Source organism: Rhodoplanes elegans, from assembly GCF_016653355.1.
Lineage (GTDB): Bacteria > Pseudomonadota > Alphaproteobacteria > Rhizobiales > Xanthobacteraceae > Rhodoplanes > Rhodoplanes elegans.
In genome coordinates, this window is sequence record NZ_NHSK01000064.1 from 1 (window position 1) to 21,052 (window position 21,052).

Consider the following 21,052-nt stretch of genomic DNA (forward strand, 5'->3'; position numbering starts at 1 on the left):
GCGTCGGCGGAGGGCGCCGCCACGGCGCCCTCCGCCGACGCCACCGCAGCCGGCGGCACGGCGACGCCAATCCGCAATGTCGGCCCGACCTACGTGCCGAGCCAGCCGCGATAGGCGCGGCCAGCCCCGTCACGTGCCGAGGGAATCGATCCCGGACATCCGGGCGCGAAGGCGCGGCACCGTCCAGTCCATGAAGCGGCGGACCTTCAGCGGCAGCGGATCCGCCTCCGGATAGACGAGGCTGACGGGCAGCGGCTCGGGCGCGAAGTCCGCCAGGAGCACTCGCAGCCGGCCCGCCCGCAGCTCCTCCTCGACCTGATAGGACAGCACGCGGATGATCCCGAGATCCGCCAAGGCCGCCTGGATGGCCGCGTTCGTCGTGTTGACGGCCAGCTTCGGACGAGGCTCGACCGCGAAGGCCGCGCTGTCGCGGCGATAGCGCGACTCCGGCGCGGTCGCGAACCCCTGAAAGCTGATGCCGTCGTGCTGCGCCAGATCCTCGGGCCGGCCCGGCGTGCCGCGGCGGGCCAGATAGGCGGGGCTCGCGCAGATGACGCGACGGACCGCCCCGACCCGCGTCGCGATCAGCGCGCTGTCGGCCAGATGGCCGATGCGCAGGGCGACGTCGATGTGCTCGTCCACCAGGCTGATCTGCTGGTCGGCGAGCATCAGCCGCAGGCTGATCTCGGGCTGCTCGGCCAGGAAGCCCAGCGCGACGGGCAGCAGATGGCGCTCGCCGAAGGCGATCGGCGCCGTGACGTGCAGCACGCCGCGCACCGCCGTGTACTCGCCCGCCGCCTCCCGTTCGGCCTCGTCGAGATCCCCGAGGATCCGCCGGGTGGCGGCGACGAAGGCGCGGCCCGCATCGGTCAAGGCGAGCCCGCGGTTCGTCCGGACCACCAGCCGGGTTCCCAGATGTTGCTCGAGGTCGGCGACCTTGCGGCTGACGGTCGCCAGCGGCGCCCGCAGCTGCCGCGCCCCGGCCGACAGGCTCCCCGCATCGACGACGGCGAGCAGCACCGACATGGCGTCGAAACGGTCCATCGTGGCTTCCACATTCCGAGAGGACGGTTCCCGAAATCGCAGAATACTTCGGCGGGCGTGGAAGTCCTAGCTTCTGACCTCGTCAGGCGAGCCCCTCGGACGAAGTGGTCTCGCGCCCCCGGTGACCGAACGGAGGACCTCATGCCTCGCCTCTCCCGCCGTCTCTTCGCGACCGGCCTGCCCCTCGGCATCATCGCGGGCGGCCTCGTGCCGCTCGCCACCGCGACCCGGAGCCTGGCGGCGTCGCCCCCGGCGAGCCGCGTGACGCCGCTGGCGCAGATCAGGATCGGCCGCTTCACCGTCACGGCGCTGACCGACGGGCATGCGGACATGCCGTACGGCTACTTTCCGGGCCGCACGGACGCGCAGGTCCAGCAGGCGGCGACGGCCCAGTTCGTCGCACGGCCGAGCGGCGTCCGGTTCGTGTTCAACCAGTATCTGATCGAGGACGGCGACCGAAAAATCCTGCTCGATTCCGGGCCGGCCGGCTCGATCGGTCAGACCGGTGCGCTGCCGCAGGCGCTCGCCGCGATCGGCGTCCGGCGTGATCAGATCGACGCCGTCGTCGTGACGCACATGCACCAGGACCATATGGGCGGGCTGATCGCCGGCGGGCAGAACACCTTTCCGAATGCCGAGCTGTACATCGACCGGCGCGACGTCAGGCACTGGACCGATCCGGCCAAGCGCAGCGGGGCTCCCGATTATCTTCAGCCCAGCTTCCAGATGGCCGAAGCGGTCGTGCGCCTCTATCCGCGCCTGCAAGCGATCGACGCTCCTCGCGAGATCGCGCGCGGCATCTCGATCGTCGATCTGACCGGCCATACGCCGGGGCATATCGGCGTGCGGATCGAGGACGCGGGGGCCAGCCTGATCATGGTCTCCGACATGCTCTTCCCGGTGGTGCATCCGGGCGCGACCGATGTCGGCTTCCTGTTCGAGCAGGACCGCCCGGCCGCACAGGCGATGCGGGACCGCTTCTTTCCGCTCGCGGCGTCCGAAGGCGCGCTGATCGCCGCGACCCACATGCCCTTCCCCGGGCTCGGCCGCATCGTCTCCGACCGCGGACAGATGCGCTGGCAGGTGGCGGACTGGGCCCTGCAGACCTGAAAGGCCACGGCGGCACGAACGCGGGCCGGCCGTGACGGAGCTTCGGTGAACCGATGAGCAACCACTATCTCGAGATCGCCGCGACGCCCGCCGTGAAGGCCGCGCAGGCGCATTATGGCAGCGCGGCCCAATGGGCGCGCGTCGGCGAGCGCCGGCGCGCGGACGGCGAAACCCACCCCGATCGCCTCGGCGAGGCCGAGCGTGACTTCATCGCGGCGCGCGACGGCTTCTACCTCGCGAGCGTCTCGGAGACCGGGTGGCCCTATGTCCAGTTCCGCGGCGGGCCGGTCGGCTTTCTGAAATCCGTCGACGAGACGACGCTGGGCTTCGCGGATTTCCGCGGCAACCGGCAGTACATCACCACCGGCAACGTCCAGGCGAACGACCGGGTGTCGCTGTTCCTGATGGACTACGCGCACCAGCGGCGCCTGAAGATCTTCGGCCGCATGCGCGTCGTCGATGCGGAGAGCGACCCCGATCTCACAGCGCGTCTGGCCGTGCCGGGCTATCCCGGGCGTATCGAGCGCCTCGTCCTGATCACGGTCGAGGCGTTCGACTGGAACTGCCCGCAGCACATCACGGCGCGCTTCACCGAGGCGGAGCTGCAGGCCGTGCTGGAGCCCGTCCGCAACGAAGTGGCGGCGCTGCGACGTGAGAACGACCGCCTGCGGCGCGTTCTCCATTCACGTGAGCAGGGCCGGGACGAGGACGCCGCTGGCTCTCCCTGAGCCCCTGGAGTCGCGGCACATCTCTGTCGTCCGAGATCGACAGCCCACACGACCGCTCCGGATCTGGCTGGACCGGTTTCCGCTGGCGTCGACCCATACTCCGCTCATCCCCGCGAAGGCGGGGATCCAGATCACACGTCGTGGCGCCCCTGGGTCCCCGCCTTCGCGGGGACGAGCGGACGTCGGGTCCGATTCGCCACTGACGAAATCTGTTCTAAAAATCCATCGCGGTGCTGCCTGCCGCGGCGGCGGCGACGCGGGTCGACTTCGGCTCGGAGTTCTCGGGCGGCGGAAGCGGCACGCCGGGGTCACGGAAGCGATTCGTGATCGGATAGCGGCGGTCGCGGCCGAAGTTCTTCAGCGTCACCTTCACGCCGGGGGCCGCCTGGCGGCGCTTGTACTCGGCGAGGTTCAGCATGCGCTCGACCCGCACCACCATGTCGCGATCGAAGCCGTCGGCGACGATGCGGGCGATCGGCTCCTCGCGCTCGACGAGGCGCTCCAGCACGGCGTCGAGGATATCATAGGGCGGCAGCGAGTCCTGGTCGGTCTGGTTTTCACGTAACTCTGCCGTGGGGGGCCGCACCAGGATGCTCTCCGGGATGACGACGCCGTCCGGTCCGAGCGCGCCGTCCGGCTTCCAGGTGTTGCGCAGCGCCGAGAGCCGGTAGACCTGAGTCTTGTAGAGGTCCTTGATCGGATTGAAGCCGCCGTTCATGTCGCCGTAGAGCGTCGCGTAGCCGCACGACATCTCCGACTTGTTGCCCGTCGTGACGACCATCAGGCCGTGCTTGTTCGACACCGCCATCAGGATCACGCCGCGGGCGCGCGCCTGCAGGTTCTCCTCGGTGACGTCGCGCGGCAGGCCGGCGAACAGCGGCGCCAGCGCCGCCTCCAGCCCCTCGACGGCCGGAGCGATCGGCAGCACGTCGTACTTGACGCCGAGCGCCTGCGCGACCGCCGCCGCGTCGGTCTTCGAGATGTCGGACGTGAAGCGGTAGGGCAGCATCACGCAGCGCACCCGCTCGGGCCCGAGCGCGTCCACGGCCATGGCGGCGCACAGCGCCGAGTCGATGCCCCCGGACAGCCCCAGCACGATGCCGGGAAAGCGGTTCTTCTCGACGTAGTCGCGCAGGCCGAGCACGCAGGCCGCGTAGTCGGCCTCGTCGTCCTCGATCAGCGGGGCGACGGGCCCGCCGGCGCAGTGCCAGCCGGCCGGGCCGCGCTCCCACACCGTGGTGGTGACGCACTCCTGGAACGCCGGCAGCTGGAAGGCGAGCGAGCGGTCGGCGTTGAGCGCGAAGGAGGCGCCGTCGAAGACGAGCTCGTCCTGGCCGCACACCTGGTTGACGTAGAGGAGCGGCAGGCCGCTCTCGGTGACGCGCGCCACCGCGACGGCGAGACGCTGGTCGGCCTTGTCGCGACTGTAGGGTGAGCCGTTCGGCACCAGAAGGATCTCGGCGCCGGTCTCGGTCAGGCACTCGACGACGTCCTCGTAGGCGCCCCACTCGGTCCAGATGTCCTCGCAGATCGGCACGCCGATGCGCACGCCCCGCACCGTCACCGGGCCAGGCGGTGCGCCGGGCGCAAAAACGCGGCGCTCGTCGAAGACGCCGTAGTTCGGCAGGTTGACCTTGAAGCGCACCGCCGCGAGCCGGCCGCCGGCGAGCAGGCAATAGGCGTTGTGGAGCTTGCCGTGCTCGGCCCAGGGCGTGCCGACCAGCACGGCGGGGCCACCGTCCGCGGTATCGCGGGCGAGCGCCTCGATGGTCGCCCGACAGGCCGCCTGAAAGGCCGGCTTGAGCACCAGATCCTCGGGCGGGTAGCCGGCGAGGAACAGCTCCGGGAAGGCGACAAGGTCGGCGCCCTGCGCGGCCGCCTCGCGGCGGGCGCGGCGCACCTTCTCGGCGTTGCCGTCGAGATCCCCGACGGTCGGATTGAGCTGGGCGGCCGCGATGGCCAGACGGTCGACGGGGCGGTCGGCGGAACTGTCGGCGGGTCTGTCGGTCATGGCGTCCGATCTAGAGCATTTTCGGCCCGGTTGAAATCCGGTCCGCCGCCGGACAGTTCCGCGTCTCGCTCCGGTGTGGAGCGGCGGCGGCACGCCGGCCGCCGCGGTTCCGGTGTCGCGGGTCAGGCGCCGAAGAAGCTCTTGATGGTGCCCCAGATGCTTCGCGCCGGCGCCGGCTCCGCGGCCGCGTCGCCGGCCGGAGCGGCGGACGGCGCCCCGGCGGCCGAGCCGACCTCGGACCGCTTCACCACGTCGGGCGTGATCTCCTTGAACAGGCCCATCTTGGCGAGCGTCGCCGGGCCGGCCATACCGTCGGCCTCGAGGCCGTTCTTCTCCTGGAAGGCGCGCACCGCCGCCGCCGTTCCGGCGCCGAACGCGCCGTCGGCCGTCACGGCGAGGGCCACCTGCAGGCGCTTCACGGTGTCGCCGCGCGAGCCGCTGCGCAGCAGCACCAGCTCGTAGAGCCCCATCTGCACGAAGGTGTCCGGGCCGGCGATGCCGTCGACCTTCAACCCGTGCGCCTTCTGATAGTCCTGCAGCGCCTTCTCGGTGCCCGGCCCGAAGCGCCCGTCGGCGTCGACCCCGAGCTTCTGCTGCAACAGCTTGACCGGCTCGCCGGCGAGCCCCCGCTTGAGAATGGCCATCAACATCTCCCTTTATATGCTTGATCTGAAAACGCCTTTACAGCCCCCCCCTTGAAGACCGGACGGCGCCGGTCAGCGACGGCCGATGTCGTCGAGCCCGGCCTGATCGGAGAGCGAGCCGCCGTCGTCCTCGCCGCCGAAGCCGCGGCCGCCATCGTCCGGGTTGACCTCCAGCGGATCGTCCTCCAGCCGGCCGTGCGGGCTCATCCGGTCGACGGTCTGCGGCAGGTGCTGGGCCAGCACGGCGAGCAGGTCCTCGATCGACAGGCCCGCCTGCTGCGACATCTGGCCGAGCTCGCGATCGCCGAGCGCGTGGCGCAGCCGGTCGGGCGACACGTCCATGTTGGCGCCCTGCCCCAGCCACGAGCCGACCTCGCGGTCGAGCCCACCGCGGCGCAGCGCATCGAGCAGGCCGCCGAAGCCGCCGAGATCGGTGCGGCCGAGGATCTGCGAGAGAATCGACGGCAGCGCCGGGGTGTCGAGCTGCCGGAAGGCGCCTTGGACGGCGCCGGCGATCAGGCTGTCGAGCAGGCCCATGGGGTCCTCCGAGGTGTCTTTGAATTTTCCGACGTGTCTTTGAATGTCCGACGTGTCTTGGGGTTCGAGAGCGTTCCATCCGGACCGGCGGCCGGCCGGCACCGTCACGTCAGGCGGCATCGGAGCGCATCTTCGTGACGCCCGTGCGGCGTATTCGGTTCCGGCGCGTTGACGAGAGGGCGGCCAGCCGGCCGCCCTGCTCAGGATCGTGCCCGATGTCCATGCCCTCCTCCCCGGACCGCGGCTTCCCGGCCAGGCTCCTCCTGGTCGTCGCGACCGGCGTCGTCCTGCTGCTCGCTTGGCAGCTCGCCGACCTGTTGCTCCTGGTGTTCGCCGCCGTGCTCGGCGCGATCCTGTTCCGGGCGCTCGCCGACCTTCTGGCGCGTCCGACCGGGCTCGGCCCCGGCTGGTCGCTGCTCGTCGCCGTCCTGCTGGTGACGGCGCTGCTCGCGGTGGTGTTCGTCCTGTTCGGGGCCACCATCGTGCAGAACGTCGAGACCTTGGCCGAGCAGCTCCCGACTGCCTGGGCGGCGGTGCGCGACCGGCTCGGTGGCGGCGGCTGGGTCGAGGAGGCGATCGACCGCGGCCGCGAGGCGCTCCTCTCCGGCGGGCTGGTGAGCCGGATCGGCGGCGCGCTGGGGCTCGCGGCCGGCGCGCTCACCAACCTGGTGCTGGTGATCTTCGGGGCACTCTACATCGCGGCGCAGCCGTCGCTCTACCGCGGCGGGGCGCTGCGGCTCGTCCCGCCGCGCCATCGCGACCGCGCCGACCGCACGCTCGGCCGCTGCGGCGCATCGCTGCGCGGCTGGCTGTTCGGCCAGGTCATCGCCATGGTGCTGGTCGGCGTGGTCACGGCGGCCGGGCTGTGGGCGCTCGGCGTCCCCTCGGCGCTGGCGCTCGGCCTGTTCGCCGGGCTGGCCGAGTTCGTGCCGATCGTCGGGCCGATCGCCGCCGCGATCCCGGCCCTGGTCATCGCGCTGTCGGTCGAGCCGACCCTCGCGCTGTGGGTGCTGGGGCTGTTCCTGGTGATCCAGCAGATCGAGGGCAACGTGCTGCAGCCGCTGATCCAGCGCGAGATCGTCTCGGTGCCGCCGGCGCTCCTGCTGTTCGCCGTGGTCGGCTTCGGGGTGCTGTTCGGCGCGACCGGCGTGCTGCTCGCCGCGCCGCTCACGGTCGTCGCCTACGTGGCCGTGCGCGAGCTCTATGTCCGGACGATCGAGGCCGACGAGACGGAGCCCGCGCCGGTCACGGCGTCTCCGGCACGCCGCGCGAGTTCCTGAGCACCATGCAGGCGCCGCCCTTCTTGGACAGCGTCGCGCACAGGCTCGCCGCGGCGACGCGGGTCTCGACGCCCACCCGCATCTGGTAGAAGGCGCTCGGACCGCGGCTGCGCAGGACGGTGCGGATGATCATCGGGTCGCGGCCGTCGAGCTCGCCGCGGAATTTTCGCTCGATCCGCGCATAGGCGTCGAGGACCTTGGCGCGCGAAAAACCGGCGGAGAGCTGGACGCCCCACGGCTTGGCGGCGCCCTCGCGGACGCGCCGCTCGAGCTCGCCGACGAACATGGTCGGCTGCTGGTTCAGCAGCGCCGCGAGCGTCGCGCAGGAGGTTTTTTCGGCGATGCCGTCCTTGCCGGAGCGGCCGGCGGCGGCCCACTCCTCGGCCGACAGCCCGGTGATGGCGCGGACATAGCGCTGCGTCTCGCCCGGAAGACCGCCGCGGCCGGAGAGCCAGTCGCGCACGCGCCGCGGCCCGGCATTGTAGGCGGCGGCCGCCAGCCCCAGATTGCCGAACTCTTCGCGCAACTCCCTCAGGAATTCAGCGGACTTCGGCAGCGCCGCGACCGGGTCGAACGGGTCGAGCAGCCCGCGCTCGGCCGCCGTGTAGGGCATGAACTGGGCGATGCCCTGGGCGCGATGCCCGCGCCGGGTCATCGGCCCCTCGATATGCGGGCGGAACCGGCTCTCCTGCCAGATCAGCCGGGCGAAGAACGACAGAGGCAGGTCGTTCGCCGCAGCGGCCGATTCGAGGATCAGGCAGATCGAGTCCATGGCCGACCCGGGCTTGTCGGCCGGCTTCGGCTCCTCCTTGGCGGGCTGGGTCGCGGGCGAAGGCGCCTCCGGTGCAGGCGCCGGTGGGGATGGCGATGCCGGCGTCGACGGCTCGGCCGCGGGCGCGGCCGCCGGGGTGGCGGCGTCCGGCGCAGCCACGGCCGGCCCCGGCCCGAAGACGAGCCCGAAGAGCAGCAGGATCGGCGCGATGCAACGCATGGTCGTCTCCCGCCGCCTCGTGTGGCCGGAGAAAGCGTCGGGAATGCGAACGCGACGCCCGCCCCGACGAGACCGGTCGCCGGCCCGGCTCAGCGCACCAGGAGATCGACGGCCATCAAGGCGAGCGTGCTGGCGACGATGCCGGCGAACACCGACTGGCGGAACACGAAGAACGCGACCATCCCGACCGCGGCCGCGCCGAGCCTGATCCACAGCGGCACGCCGGCGAGCGCGCCGGGCGCGAACACGACGATCTTCGCCACCACGCCGGTGAGGATCGCGGTCGCCACGGCCCGCACCCAGACCAGCACCTCCGAGGTTTCATCCAAGCCGCGCGAAAAGACGACGCCGAGCCAGCGCCACATCTCGTTGGGCAGGAAGCCGACCAGGACCAGCAGCAGATAGGGCCACAGCTCGCTCATGCCCGCGCCCTCATGCCCGCGCCCTCGCGAGCCGGCGCACCAGGTAGGCGCCGGTGCCGCCGATCAGGCCGGTCCACATCAGGTCGAGGCCGACGCCGAGCAGCACCAGGACGGGCGCCAGCACGAGGCCGGCGACCGCCGCGACCCGGTCGGAGATCATCTTGGCCGAGCGCACGACCGAGACCAGGAACGACATCGGCGTGAGGAACAGGAGGCCGGCGACCAGCGGCTCCGGCAGCACCCGGGCGAAGTAGTATCCGGCGATCGTCGCCAGCGTCGCGCCGCCGATCAGCGCCGTGCCGATGCCGTTGGCGAACGGGATGCGCTCCTCCACCGGGCGGCGCGGCGCGAGACGCAGCGACTCCATCCACATGCTGACCGCCGTGTAGTGGGCGGCGAGCAGCACGCCGGCGAGGCTCGACGCGCGGGTGCGCAGGATCGGCAGCAGCGCCACCACCATGGGCAGCAGCCGGACGCCGGTGAGCGTGACGGCGACCGCCACCTCGAGCGGCGGCGCGCCGGCGCCGAGCGCCGAGATCATGATGACCTGGGCGGGCGCCGCCCACACGACGAGCGTCGACAGCACCACCCAGACGATCGAGAAGTCGAGATCGTGGGCGAGCGCGCCGATGCTGATATAGGTGCCGACCAGGACGATCTGGAACACCGAGGTCGCGCCCACACGCAGGCCGGCCAGAAACCCGTCCCGCACCGGCGAGCCGTTCCGCATGGGCGAGCCGTCCCGCACCGGCGGGCCGTCGCCTCCCTGTTCGTCCTGCGCCATGACGGCTCTGTCCCACAGCCGCCCGCATGGCGCAATCCGCTTCGCGCCGCGGTGCTCCGCATCCCGTGATCTGCAGGGCGGCACGCCATCGCCGCGGCGACGAGGCCGCGCCGCGGGCCCGCCACCCACCCCCTCAGCAGAAGAGCGAGCCCGCTCAGGTGACCTTGCTGGCTACCCGGGCCGGCCGCTGGCCCTTGCCGCGCGTTCGAGGGCCGCCGACGCCGCGCCTTCGACCTCGTCCCGGTCGCTCTGCTCGTCCAATTTCGACCCGAGGCGCCGTAGCACCTCCAGGTGCTTGACGAGCGCATGACTCTGGACGTCCGAAGGTGCCACCTCGGCCAAATCTGCCATCCGTCGGGCGAGCTGAACCAGAATGGCCGGTTGCCTGGCGGCCGATTGGCGAATTCGGGTGAAGGCGGCATCGAGCAGCCCCTCCCAGGTGCTCACGTCGGCCAGGACCCGGACGGTCCCCCTCTCGTCCACATGCTCCGCCGGCGGGAGTGAATGTCGCCCGACCCTCTCCATCGCCGCTGCCAACCGGTCCACCACCGCGGCGGCCGTGAAGACATCGTTGATGCCGGGTGACAGCGCCCGCAACGCGATCTCGACGAGTTGTCGGATCGAGTATTCGAGATCTTGTTCCGGGGACCGATTGTCACCGATCACGACGGTGGCACGGATCGTTCGCTCTATATCGTCAGGAACGGCCGTTCCGGACTGAAGCTCGATACACTTTCGACCGCGGACGACGAATTGACCAGCCCTGACCCGGACGGTCACGAGTGCATCGTGGCGGCAGGCGATCCGGCACAAGGCCGCATAGTCCACCCATTGGACATAGCCGCTCTCGTCGATCGAAATCGATCGCTCGAGCGAGCCGCTCGGCAGTGGCCCTCCGACCCGGGCGGAGCGTCCCATGGGACGCTCCGCGATTGCGCGCTCGAGGCGACGCGCGACCTTGTTGACCATCGTGTCCGATATGATCGCCCGGGCCAGCTTGTGGACGTAGAAAAGGAGGGCGAACAGACACGTGACCACCAGCAGACTCGCCGCGGTGATGGCCACATGCGGGACGCGGTCCGGACCGAGCTCCTCGTTTATGCTTCGCAGGACGATCAGGGTGTACATGATCGTCGCGACGAACAGCCCGATGAGGATCTGGATCTGGCGATCCTCGATGAAATTCCAGATCAGCCGCGGTCCGAGTTGGCCGGCGGCCAGTGACAGCACCACCATGGTGATCGAGACCACGAGCGACGTCATCGTGATCATGCCGGACAACAGGGTCGCGAGCAGATCCCGCGCCGTGCTGGCGTCGCCACTGAACACCCACCAGTGGTCGCTGAGCGAAGCGAAGCCGAGGCTGAGGCTCGAAAACAGAACGAGGTAGGCCACCGCGACGACGAACGCGCTCATGACCAACGGAATCAGCCAGAGGCGGGTCCGAAGCCAGGCGATCACGACCCGGATCGACGTCATGTCGGAGGTCCTCCTCGATCGCCGTGAACAGCCGCGCATGAGCCGCCCATTGCGAGCCGCCTCATTGCGACAAAACGAGGCGGGCACCGCCGTTCCGTCTCGATCCCGGCGTCGCGACCCTCACGTGGATCGGCTCGCACGGCAGCTCGGCTTTTCCGGCCGGTGTCCGGTAGCGGATGGGCTGCTTCAGCGAGAACGGGACGGCTGTCCTGCTGCAGGTCCGAGAGCGTCCGGCTCGACGGCTCGCCCTTTTCCGGATCGGGTCCGCGAAGGATGCGGGCGACGAGCTTCGCCTCGTTCAGACGCGGCCGACGATGCCCTTTGGGGCCGATCGTGCCGGCCGGTGAGGCCCCCCGCGTCAGAAACCCATTGGGGCGAAGCCGAAGCCGGCGCGGGCGAGCCAGCCGCCGAGCGCCGAGGCGCCGACCGCCACGGCGGGCAGCGTGACGACCAGCGACATCATGATGATCAGCACGACGGCGAGGGGGCTCGGCGGCTGGCGTTGCGACATGGCGGCGGAGGGCATCCGAGGGTCCCGGGGGTGCGACGTGTCTCTCGACGACACCCCGCAACCGCCGTGCCACGCGGTCGACTCCACGTCGTCAGGCACTTGGATGGTCAACGAAATCTTGTCGCGATCGCGGATGGGACGATTCGACCGGGCTGGCCGGTCGGCTTTTGCCGATCACGACCGCCCCACAACGAAACGCCCCGGCGAACCGGGGCGTCATCTCTGCGCGTGTTTCGCGTCCGGGCCTGTCTCGCGGCACCGCGAAGAGAGCGTGTCTCTTCGCCGTGACGGATCGCTCAGGCCTTGACCAGCGGCACCTTCGGCACCGAGCCCTTGCCGCCCGGACCGGCGCCGCCACCGGAGCCGGAGGGCGGACCGCCCTCCCCCTTCGGGCCGGACGGCTTGGCGCGCCGGGAGGAGCCGCCACCACCACCGCCGCGCTTGCGGCGGACCTTCGGCGGCACCGGCACCTTCTCGGGCTTCGGCGTGATCGGCCCGTCGAGGAACTCGAAGCCGAGCTTCTCGCCGGTCGACTCGTCCTTGGTCACGATCACCCGGACGTGGCCGCCGTTCTTCAGCTTGCCGAACAGCACCTCGTCGGCGAGCGGCTTCTTGATGAACTCCTGGATCACGCGGGCCATCGGCCGGGCGCCCATCTGCTGGTCGTAGCCGCGCACGATGAGCCACTTCGACGCGTCGTCCGACAGCTCGATCGTCACGTCGCGGTCAGCGAGCTGCGCCTCGAGCTGCAGCACGAACTTCTCCACCACCTTGGCGATGATCGACTCGTCGAGGTGGCCGAACGCGATGATCGAGTCGAGACGGTTGCGGAACTCCGGCGCGAAAAGCCGGTTGATCGCCTCCGTGTCGTCGCCCTCGCGCTTGGTTCGGTGGAAGCCGTAGGCCGCCTTGGCGAGATCGGCCGCACCGGCGTTCGTGGTCATGATCAGGATCACGTTGCGGAAGTCGACCTGCTTGCCGTTGTGGTCGGTCAGCTTGCCGTGGTCCATGATCTGCAGGAGCACGTTGTAGAGGTCCGGGTGCGCCTTCTCGATCTCGTCGAGCAGCAGCACGCTGTGCGGATGCTGGTCGACCGAGTCGGTCAGCAGGCCGCCCTGGTCGAAGCCGACATAGCCGGGCGGCGCGCCGATCAGGCGCGACACCGTGTGCCGCTCCATGTACTCCGACATGTCGAAGCGGATCAGCTCGACGCCGAGCGTCGCGGCGAGCTGCTTGGCCACCTCGGTCTTGCCGACGCCGGTCGGACCGGAGAACAGGTAGCAGCCGATCGGCTTCTCGGGCTCGCGCAGGCCGGCGCGGGCGAGCTTGATCGACGCCGAGAGCGCCTCGATCGGCTTGTCCTGGCCGTAGACGACCCGCTTGAGATTCTCCTCGAGGTTCGACAGCACCACGGCGTCGTCCTTCGACACGGTCTTCGGCGGGATCCGCGCCATGGTCGCGATGGTGGTCTCGATCTCCTTGATGCCGATCGTCTTCTTGCGCCGGTGCTCGGGCAGCAGCATCTGCGCCGCGCCCGACTCGTCGATCACGTCGATCGCCTTGTCGGGCAGCTTGCGGTCGTGGATGTAGCGGGCCGACAGCTCGACCGCCGCCTTGATCGCCTCGTTGGTGTATTTGAGCTTGTGATAGTCCTCGAAGTACGGCTTGAGGCCCTTGAGGATCTCGATCGAGTCGGCGACCGTCGGCTCGTTGACGTCGATCTTCTGGAACCGGCGCACCAGCGCACGGTCCTTCTCGAAGTACTGGCGGTACTCCTTGTAGGTCGTCGAGCCGATGCAGCGCACCGTGCCGGCCGCGAGCGCCGGCTTCAGCAGGTTCGACGCGTCCATGGCGCCGCCCGAGGTCGCACCGGCGCCGATCACCGTGTGGATCTCGTCGATGAACATGATGGCGTTGGGATACGCCTCGATCTCCTTGATCACCTGCTTGAGGCGCTCCTCGAAGTCGCCGCGGTAGCGGGTGCCGGCGAGCAGCGTGCCCATGTCGAGGGCGAACACGGTCGCGCCCTTGAGCACGTCCGGCACCTCGCCGTGGACGATGCGGCGCGCGAGGCCTTCGGCGATCGCCGTCTTGCCGACGCCGGGATCACCGACGAACAGCGGATTGTTCTTCTGGCGCCGGCACAGGACCTGGATGGTGCGACTGATCTCGACGTCGCGGCCGATCAGAGGGTCGATCTTGCCCTCGCGCGCCTTCTTGTTGAGATTGACGCAATAAGCCTCCAAGGCGTCACCTTTCTTCTTGGTGTCCTCGTTCGGCTTGGCGCCGTCCGAATCCTCCTCCGACGCCCCCCTGGCGGGGCGGGCCTCGGTGAGCCCCGGCCGCTTGGCGATCCCGTGGCTGATGTAGTTCACGGCGTCGTAGCGGGTCATCTCCTGCTCTTGCAGGAAATAGGCCGCATGGCTTTCGCGTTCCGCGAAAATCGCGACCAGCACGTTGGCCCCGGTCACCTCCTCGCGGCCGGAGGACTGGACATGGATGACGGCGCGCTGGATGACGCGCTGGAACCCGGCCGTCGGCTTGGAGTCCTCGGTACCGTCGGTGACCAGATTCTCGAGCTCGGACTCGATGTAGGCGACGAGGTTGCGCCGCAGCTTCTCGAGATCGACATTGCACGCCCGCATCACCGCAGCCGCGTCCTGGTCGTCGACCAGGGCGAGCAGCAGATGCTCGAGCGTTGCGTATTCGTGGCGGTGTTCGTTGGCCAGCGCGAGCGCCCGGTGGAGCGACTGCTCGAGGCTGCGCGAGAAGGTGGGCATCAGCTTATCGTCCTGTCCTGGTCTGTATCGGTCGTGCCTGCAACGGTCGTGCCTGCGGCGTCCGTCTCGTCTCTCCCGTCACTTTTTCTCCATCACGCATTGGAGAGGATGCTGGTGTTTGCGGGCGAAGTCCATCACCTGGGTCACCTTGGTCTCCGCCACCTCGTAAGTGAAGATGCCGCACTCGCCGATCCCGTGATGATGGACGTGCAGCATGATGCGGGTCGCCGCCTCGCGGTCCTTGTTGAAGAAGCGCTCCAGCACGTGCACCACGAACTCCATCGGGGTGTAGTCGTCGTTAAGCAGCAAGACCCGGTAAAGGTTCGGTCTTTTGGTCTGCGGTTTCGTCTTTGTGATGACCGCCGTGCCCGGCCCCGTGGGGTCCTGGCGGCGCTTGCGGTCGCCGTTCGCGGCGGTCGGCGGCGTGATGTCGCGCCAGACTCCGGAGACGAGAGGAAGGTCGTTCGAGCAGGCCGTCATGATCTCGTTTCGGTACGAAGGAGGGGCCGCCCCCGTCCGGGTCGGGCATCGAAGCATGCCGCAGCCCGGCGCGGCCCCGGAGCATAAATAATAAGCAACACCCTGCTTCGCCACCAGCCGGTCGTACCGCTCGACCGGGTCGCAAATCCGCGCCGCCGGGCGGCGGCCGTCCCGCGCCGCGGCAAGCCGCGCCGGGCGCGCCCCCTCCGGACGCGTACCCTTCCGGACGCCCCGGCCCGGACGACACCCCGGACCGGCAGTCCGAACCGAGGCTCCGACCGTTTCCGGAGCGAAACCGGCCGGCCCGCGCCCTCGCCTCTCGGGCGCGACCGCCCGACCGGGCCTGCCGGCCGCGCCAGCGTGCCGACCCGGCCGCGCCCGGAATCGGCGCACCCGAACGACGTCGGCCCGGTCGCGCGAAGGTCACGCCGGCACCGGCCAAGGTTAACAGGACACGAAGGGAAACCGGCGAAAGTTCGGCGGCTGTTGAACCGAACGTGAATGGATGGCCGGCACTATGGCACGGGGCCCTTCCAACCCGGTGGTGCGCGATGTCCCTCCGACGGTTCATCCGAGATCGACGCGCCAGCGTCGTTCCATTGTTCGCGCTCTCGATCGTGCCGCTGACCGGTCTGGTCGGAGCGGCCGTCGACTATTCGCGCGCCGCGGCGGCCCGCAGCGCCATGCAGGCGGCGCTCGACTCGACCGTCCTGGCACTGTCCCGGGACAAGGACACGCTGGCGTCCGGCGCCGTCACGGCCCAGGCGACGACGCTGTTCAACGCCCTGTTCAACCGGCCCGACGTCGCGAACGTCGCGTTGACGACCTCCTACACCAGCAGCAAGGGCTCGACGCTCGTCATCGGCGGCACCGGGACGGTCAAGACGGTCTTCATGTCGGTGCTGGGATTTGCGGAGCTGCCGGTCGCCGCCAGCGCGACCGCGGTGTGGGGCAACACCCGGCTGCGCGTCGCCCTGGTTCTCGACAACACCGGCTCGATGGCGAGCTCCGGCAAGATGGACGCCCTCAAGACGGCGTCCAAGAACCTGATCAACCAGCTCGAGGCCGTCGCCAAGGCGCCCGAGGACGTCTACGTGTCGATCGTGCCCTACAGCAAGGACGTCAACGTCAAGACCGGCACCACCATCCCGACCTGGGTGGACTTCTCGATCTGGGACACGCTGAACGGCACCTGTACGAAATCGAGCTACACCAAGCAGTCGAGCTGCGTCTCCAACGGCGGAAAGTGGACACCGGCGGCCCATTCGACCTGGAACGGCTGCGTGATGGACCGGGACCAGAACTGGGACGTCGGCGTCACCGCGCCGGATTCGAGCGTCCCGTTCCCGGCCGAGCAGTACGGCTACTGCACCACCGCGATGCTGCCGCTGACCAACGACTGGGCGACCCTGCGGGCGAAGATCGACGCGATGACGCCGAACGGGTCGACCAACAACACCATCGGCCTGGTGTGGGGCTGGCAGACGCTGACCGCGGGCGCGCCGCTCAGCCCACCGGCGAAGAGCGCCGACTACGAGTACCAGGACGTCATCGTCCTGCTCACCGACGGGCTGAACACCCAGAACCGCTGGAACGGCAACGGCTCCAGCCAGTCGACCGCGGTCGACGCCCGCACCGAGAAGGCCTGCACCAACGTCAAGGCCGCCGGAATCACGCTCTACACGGTGCTGGTGATGGACGGGAACGCGACGCTGCTGAAGAACTGCGCGACCGACTCGAGCCGCTACTTCTACCTGACCGCGGCCAACCAGCTCGTCACCACGTTCGACGAGATCGGCACCCAGCTCACCAAGCTGCATCTGTCGAAATAGACGTCGCGGGCGGCCGCGCCCGACGCCTTCACGCACGTCGTCGCCGGGCGTATCCCGGCGGCGCGTTTCTCAGCGCCCTCCCCGCCCCGCCGCGCTGCCGCCCCGCTCCTGCTCCTCGCCGTCCGGCCGCTCGGGCGCATGCCCGCGCGTCGGTCATGCCTGCTCGCACCGGCGCACCCCCGCTCCGCTCCGGCGCCTGCACGGCCCGACCGCACCGCGCGGCCGTTTCGCGCACTGTCAAGCCCGGTTTCCGACGATGCCGGTGAGGAGCCGTAAACCCTCTTTCGCACGAATGCCGCGACCACCGCCGGGCGAGCCCGTTCGGGTCGGGTTTCTTGTTTCAAATTAGGCTTTGGTTTGATCTCGCCCGGTAACGATGGCGGGACGACCAGATCGGGTCGGTTCGGCGGGGTTCGGACACCATGAGCACGCGTCTCTCCAAGGCATGGTCGCTCCTCGAGACGTTCCGGCGCGAGGAGCGCGGCAACGTCGCCATCATGTTCGCGGTGGCCCTGGTCCCCTTGCTCGGCCTGGTCGGGGCGGCGATCGACTACAGCCGCGCCAGCTCGTTCCGCACCAAGATGCAGGCGGCCGCGGACTCGACCGCCCTCGCCGTTTCCAAGACCGCGTCGAGCAAGACCAACGACCAGCTCACCGCCGAGGCCGACGCCTACTACCGCGCCCAGATCACCTCCAAGGACGCGACCGTCAACGAGGTCAAGACGACCTACACGAAGGAGCCGTCGGCGAACGTCGTGGTGACGGCAACGGCCACCATCAAGCCGGCATTCATGGGAGTCCTCGGATTCTCGCCGATGACCTTGAAGGCCAGCTCGACCACCACCTGGGGCAATCGGCGGCTGCGCGTCGCGCTCGCCCTCGACAACACCGGGTCGATGAACGACGACAACAAGATGGTGGAGCTCAAGAAGGCCCTGACGACCGCGAACACGGGCCTGCTGCCCCAGTTGCGCGCCGCCGCCGCCAGCCCCGGCGACGTCTACGTGTCGATCATCCCGTTCAGCAAGGACGTCAACGTCGGCAGCACCAACTACACGGCGAATTGGATCGACTGGACGGACTGGGAGGCACCGCCCGCCAACTCGATGCCGGACATGAGCGTCGGCCCCGGGTCGGCTTGCCCGTATCCCAAGGACTGGTGGGGCAACAAGCCGATGGGCTTCACCTGCACGGCGAACGCCACGAACGGCAGCTCGGAGGTGAGCACGGTTCCGTCGTCCGGCCTGATCTGCCCCGGGATCGACAACGGCGCCGTCACGGCGAGCCTGAACGGCCGCTACTACAACGGCTGCTACAACAGCACCCAGTACTCCTGCAAAGGAAGCTCCTGCAGCTGCTCCGGGCATTCCCAGTGCGAATGCTCGGGCAACGGCAGCAACAAGGTCTGCAAGACCAAGTCGGGCTATTACGAGCACGCCTGGGTGGTCAACAACCACAGCACCTGGACCGGCTGCGTCACCGATCGCGGCGCGTCCAGCGGTCCGAGCCCGGGCACGGCCGGCAACGGCTACGACCAGAAGGCGACGGCCCCGACCACCAGCATCGCGGCCTCGCTGTTCCCGGCCGAGCAGACGTCGTACTGCGCCGGATCGAGCGGCCTCAAGGCGATGATCGGCCTGAAGGACATGCGCACCGACGCCGAGTACAACGCCATGACCACCTTCGTGAACAACATGCAGCCGAACGGCAGCACCAACCAGGGCATCGGCCTCGTCTGGGCATGGCATTCGCTGGTCGGCGCCGGCCCGCTCACCGCGCCGACCTACGATTCGAAATACGACTACCTCAACGTGATCATCCTGATGAGCGACGGCCTCAACACCCAGAACCGCTGGGACGGCAGCGGCTACGGCGGCCAGTCGTCGAGCGTGATCGACAAGATCAACGACAGGATGCGAGATTCGAGCGGAGCCGGGACCTGCAAGAACATCAAGGACACCACCATCCCGGGCAGCACCGTGCCGATCGTCATCTATACGGTCCAGGTGAACACCGGCAACGACCCGACCTCGACCCTCCTGCAGAACTGCGCCAGCCCGAGCGTCCTGAAGGACAGCAAAGGGGCGGTCATCGAGGCGTTCCCGTCCGGCACCAAGTTCTTCCAGGTCAAGACGGCGAGCGAGATCGGCACCGTCTTCGGCCAGATCGCCAGCACGCTGAGCCAGCTGCGCGTCGCCAAGTAACCGAGGCAGACCAGGCCCGCCGGCCCTTCGGGTCGGCGCGCCGTGTGCCCTGAATGCGAAAAGCCCGGCCGAACGGCCGGGCTCGTCGCATGTGGATCGACGCCTGCGCGGATCGAGGTCTGCGCGCGGATCGGGGTCCGCGCGGATCGGACCGCTGCTCGCGCTGTCGCCCGCCCGGCCTGGCCGGGCGCGCGCTCAGCTGCTGGCCTGCTGGCCGGCGAACGGAACGGTCGGCATCTTGCCGACGAAGCCCTCGAACGGCTTGTAGATCTCCTTGGCGAGATCAGCGTACAGCTCGCTCATGCGGTTCGACTGGGCGATGAACGACTCGTAGCTCGCCTTGAGGTAGTCCGACTGCAGCTCGAGCGCGGTGTCGAGCGACTTGGCGCCGAGGATCTTCTCGAGCACCTGGGTGCCCTGCTCGAACGACTTCTTCGAGTAGTCGACGGCCTCGGCCGCGATCGCCTGTACGCTCTGCGACACGGCGCCGAACGACTTCATGGTCGCGTCGAGCCCGTCCTTGTTGAAGCCCTGCATGGTGTCGAGACGGATGTTCATGGGACGTCTCCCGGTTGCATTTTCCGGCCTCAACCCGCACGGACGGATGACCATCAGGTGATCACCACGTGAACGCGAACCCGTGCGCTGCGACCATCCTGAATATAGTGTGCGCTGCACAATTTTTCAAGCCGTCATTTTGCAGTGCAGCAAAAACGGCAATTTCTGCCTGTTAACCAAATATTTCGTTAACCAATTCGCAACCGCGCGTGCCTAGCTTGGGAGCTGCACGTCGTCTCGTTCACGCCCGATTTCATTGGTAACGGAACCGTGAGCCGCCGCAGGTTTGGCAAACAGCCGGCGGCCAAGGACGTCACGGGGACACATCGGCCGCAGGCCAACGCGACCGATGGATGAGGGGAAACAATGTTCCTGACATTCGGGACCACGCGTGGATTTCGCACGCTCGCCGTCGGCCTGCTCACCGGGGTCGCCGCGTTCGCCCTTCTTGTCGATTCGGCCGATGCGCGCGCCCGCAAGCGGCACGTCGCCAAGGGCGGCGGCTACAATCCGCCCTACGCGGCGATCGTCGTCGACGCCAATTCGGGCCAGGTCCTGCACGCCGCCGAGGCGGACGGCATCCGCCACCCCGCCTCGCTCACCAAGATCATGACCCTCTATCTGCTGTTCGAGCGGATGGAGGCCGGCAAGATCAAGCCAGACACCCCGCTCCCCGTCTCGGCGCACGCCGCCTCGCAGTCGCCGACCAAGCTCGGCCTCAAGCCCGGCCAGACCATCACGGCCGACGAGGCGATCCGCGGCCTCGTCACCCGCTCGGCCAACGACGCCGCCGTCGTCATCGCCGAGGCGATCGCCGGCGACGAGGAGGACTTCGCCAAGCTGATGACCCGCAAGGCGCGGGCGCTCGGCATGAACCGCACCGTCTATCGCAACGCCTCCGGCCTCCCCGACGGCGCCCAGGTCACCTCGGCCCGCGACCAGGCGATCCTCGGCCGCGCCATCCAGGAGCGGTTCCCGACCCAGTACCGCTACTTCTCGATCTCGTCCTTCGCGTTCCGCGGCCAGACGATCCGCAACCACAACCGGCTGCTCGGCTCGGTGCAGGGCGTCGACGGCATCAAGACCGGCTACGTCCGGGCCTCCGGCTTCAATCTCGTCTCGTCGATGAAGCGCAACAACCGCCACCTGGTGGCCGTGGTGCTGGGCGGCAGCTCGGCCGGCGCGCGCGACGCCAAGATGCGCAGCCTGCTGGAGAAGTACATCGACGACGCCTCGACCCGGCGGACCGCCCCGATGATCGCCGAGGCGCGCGACGCCGACACGTCGGTCGCGGCCGCTCCGGCCGCCGCCCCGGCGCCGGCCACGCCCCGCATGATGCTCGCCTCCGCCGGCAGCGTGCCGGCGACGCCGCCGAGTGCGGCCGCCGGCGCCACCGCGATGCCGGGCGCCCGCTTCCCCGTAGCCGCCGCCAAGATCGAGCGCCCCGCCGCCGGCAAGCCCGAGGCCGGCAAGGCGCAGGCCTCGGCCGATCCGATCAAGCCGATCGCCGTCAAGACCATCAAGGTGAAGCTCGGCGGCGTGCAGACCGCCTCGCTGACCCCGCCGCTCGCCCACCTGCCGGTGGTCCCGGCGCATGACGGCGGCGCACGCGCGGCCGCGATCGCGGCCGCCCCGGTCCGCGCGATGCCGGCCCAGG

18 protein-coding genes are annotated in these 21,052 nt (G+C 69.4%); 6 read left to right on the top strand and 12 right to left on the bottom strand.

The annotated features are described in order from the left end of the window. Positions 1 to 129 precede the first annotated feature (129 nt). Complete coding sequence (locus tag CCR97_RS06335) at positions 130 to 1,044, bottom strand: LysR family transcriptional regulator (protein ID WP_111359624.1); 915 nt, start codon at positions 1,042 to 1,044, stop codon at positions 130 to 132. A gap of 141 nt (positions 1,045 to 1,185) precedes the next feature. On the opposite strand from CCR97_RS06335, the gene CCR97_RS06340 reads away from it, so the two are divergent. Both CCR97_RS06340 and CCR97_RS06345 read left to right on the top strand, forming a co-directional pair. Beyond that, on the top strand, positions 1,186 to 2,154 hold the full coding sequence (locus tag CCR97_RS06340) for an MBL fold metallo-hydrolase (protein ID WP_111359623.1): 969 nt from the start codon (positions 1,186 to 1,188) through the stop codon (positions 2,152 to 2,154). Between the two features lie 53 nt (positions 2,155 to 2,207). Continuing rightward, positions 2,208 to 2,882: a pyridoxamine 5'-phosphate oxidase family protein gene (locus tag CCR97_RS06345; protein ID WP_111359622.1), complete on the top strand. Its 675-nt coding sequence runs from the start codon at positions 2,208 to 2,210 to the stop codon at positions 2,880 to 2,882. A gap of 214 nt (positions 2,883 to 3,096) precedes the next feature. Here the strand turns inward: CCR97_RS06345 and CCR97_RS06350 are convergent, their stop codons facing one another. The 3 genes from CCR97_RS06350 to CCR97_RS06360 all read right to left on the bottom strand — a co-directional run bounded on the left by CCR97_RS06350 (position 3,097) and on the right by CCR97_RS06360 (position 6,074). Then, positions 3,097 to 4,893 carry an NAD+ synthase gene (locus CCR97_RS06350; RefSeq protein WP_111359621.1) on the bottom strand — a complete coding sequence of 599 codons (1,797 nt, stop codon included), beginning with the start codon at positions 4,891 to 4,893 and terminating at the stop codon, positions 3,097 to 3,099. A 122-nt stretch (positions 4,894 to 5,015) separates the two neighbouring features. Continuing rightward, positions 5,016 to 5,537: a peptidoglycan-binding domain-containing protein gene (locus CCR97_RS06355; protein WP_201159387.1), complete on the bottom strand. Its 522-nt coding sequence runs from the start codon at positions 5,535 to 5,537 to the stop codon at positions 5,016 to 5,018. Positions 5,538 to 5,609: 72 nt separating this feature from the next. Continuing rightward, positions 5,610 to 6,074 carry a YidB family protein gene (locus CCR97_RS06360; protein WP_201159388.1) on the bottom strand — a complete coding sequence of 155 codons (465 nt, stop codon included), beginning with the start codon at positions 6,072 to 6,074 and terminating at the stop codon, positions 5,610 to 5,612. Between the two features lie 215 nt (positions 6,075 to 6,289). On the opposite strand from CCR97_RS06360, the gene CCR97_RS06365 reads away from it, so the two are divergent. Next, entirely contained in the window at positions 6,290 to 7,354 is a 1,065-nt protein-coding gene (locus tag CCR97_RS06365; protein WP_111357382.1) for an AI-2E family transporter, read from the top strand. On the opposite strand, the gene CCR97_RS06370 is transcribed toward CCR97_RS06365, so the two are convergent. The 7 genes from CCR97_RS06370 to clpS all read right to left on the bottom strand — a co-directional run bounded on the left by CCR97_RS06370 (position 7,320) and on the right by clpS (position 14,801). Then, positions 7,320 to 8,345: a lytic transglycosylase domain-containing protein gene (locus CCR97_RS06370; RefSeq protein ID WP_170145838.1), complete on the bottom strand. Its 1,026-nt coding sequence runs from the start codon at positions 8,343 to 8,345 to the stop codon at positions 7,320 to 7,322. The two genes, CCR97_RS06365 and CCR97_RS06370, sit on opposite strands and share 35 nt — an antisense overlap. An 89-nt stretch (positions 8,346 to 8,434) precedes the next feature. Continuing rightward, a complete protein-coding gene (locus tag CCR97_RS06375) occupies positions 8,435 to 8,767 on the bottom strand; it encodes an AzlD domain-containing protein (protein WP_111357381.1) in 333 nt (110 codons plus the stop codon). A gap of 10 nt (positions 8,768 to 8,777) precedes the next feature. Then, positions 8,778 to 9,551 (bottom strand): AzlC family ABC transporter permease, encoded by a 774-nt coding sequence (locus CCR97_RS06380; RefSeq protein ID WP_201159389.1) that lies wholly within the window; start codon positions 9,549 to 9,551, stop codon positions 8,778 to 8,780. Between the two features lie 171 nt (positions 9,552 to 9,722). Further along, the gene (locus CCR97_RS06385) at positions 9,723 to 11,030 is read right to left on the bottom strand and encodes a DUF2254 domain-containing protein (protein ID WP_170145837.1); all 1,308 of its coding nucleotides are present in this window, start codon (positions 11,028 to 11,030) and stop codon (positions 9,723 to 9,725) included. Between the two features lie 358 nt (positions 11,031 to 11,388). After that, a complete protein-coding gene (locus CCR97_RS06390) occupies positions 11,389 to 11,556 on the bottom strand; it encodes a hypothetical protein (protein WP_170145836.1) in 168 nt (55 codons plus the stop codon). Between the two features lie 281 nt (positions 11,557 to 11,837). Beyond that, positions 11,838 to 14,321 carry an ATP-dependent Clp protease ATP-binding subunit ClpA gene (gene clpA / locus CCR97_RS06395; protein WP_111357379.1) on the bottom strand — a complete coding sequence of 828 codons (2,484 nt, stop codon included), beginning with the start codon at positions 14,319 to 14,321 and terminating at the stop codon, positions 11,838 to 11,840. Between the two features lie 78 nt (positions 14,322 to 14,399). Further along, a complete protein-coding gene (gene clpS / locus CCR97_RS06400; protein ID WP_244670302.1) occupies positions 14,400 to 14,801 on the bottom strand; it encodes an ATP-dependent Clp protease adapter ClpS in 402 nt (133 codons plus the stop codon). A gap of 551 nt (positions 14,802 to 15,352) precedes the next feature. On the opposite strand from clpS, the gene CCR97_RS06405 reads away from it, so the two are divergent. Then, entirely contained in the window at positions 15,353 to 16,633 is a 1,281-nt protein-coding gene (locus tag CCR97_RS06405; RefSeq protein ID WP_111357378.1) for a vWA domain-containing protein, read from the top strand. A gap of 422 nt (positions 16,634 to 17,055) precedes the next feature. Then, positions 17,056 to 18,837 (top strand): TadE/TadG family type IV pilus assembly protein, encoded by a 1,782-nt coding sequence (locus CCR97_RS06410; protein ID WP_111357377.1) that lies wholly within the window; start codon positions 17,056 to 17,058, stop codon positions 18,835 to 18,837. Between the two features lie 195 nt (positions 18,838 to 19,032). Here the strand turns inward: CCR97_RS06410 and CCR97_RS06415 are convergent, their stop codons facing one another. Further along, entirely contained in the window at positions 19,033 to 19,395 is a 363-nt protein-coding gene (locus CCR97_RS06415; RefSeq protein WP_111360534.1) for a phasin family protein, read from the bottom strand. Positions 19,396 to 19,761: 366 nt separating this feature from the next. Between CCR97_RS06415 and CCR97_RS06420 the strand changes: the two genes are divergently transcribed. Then, positions 19,762 to 21,052: D-alanyl-D-alanine carboxypeptidase family protein (locus tag CCR97_RS06420; protein WP_201159390.1), on the top strand; the 1,291-nt coding region annotated here is incomplete at its 3' end.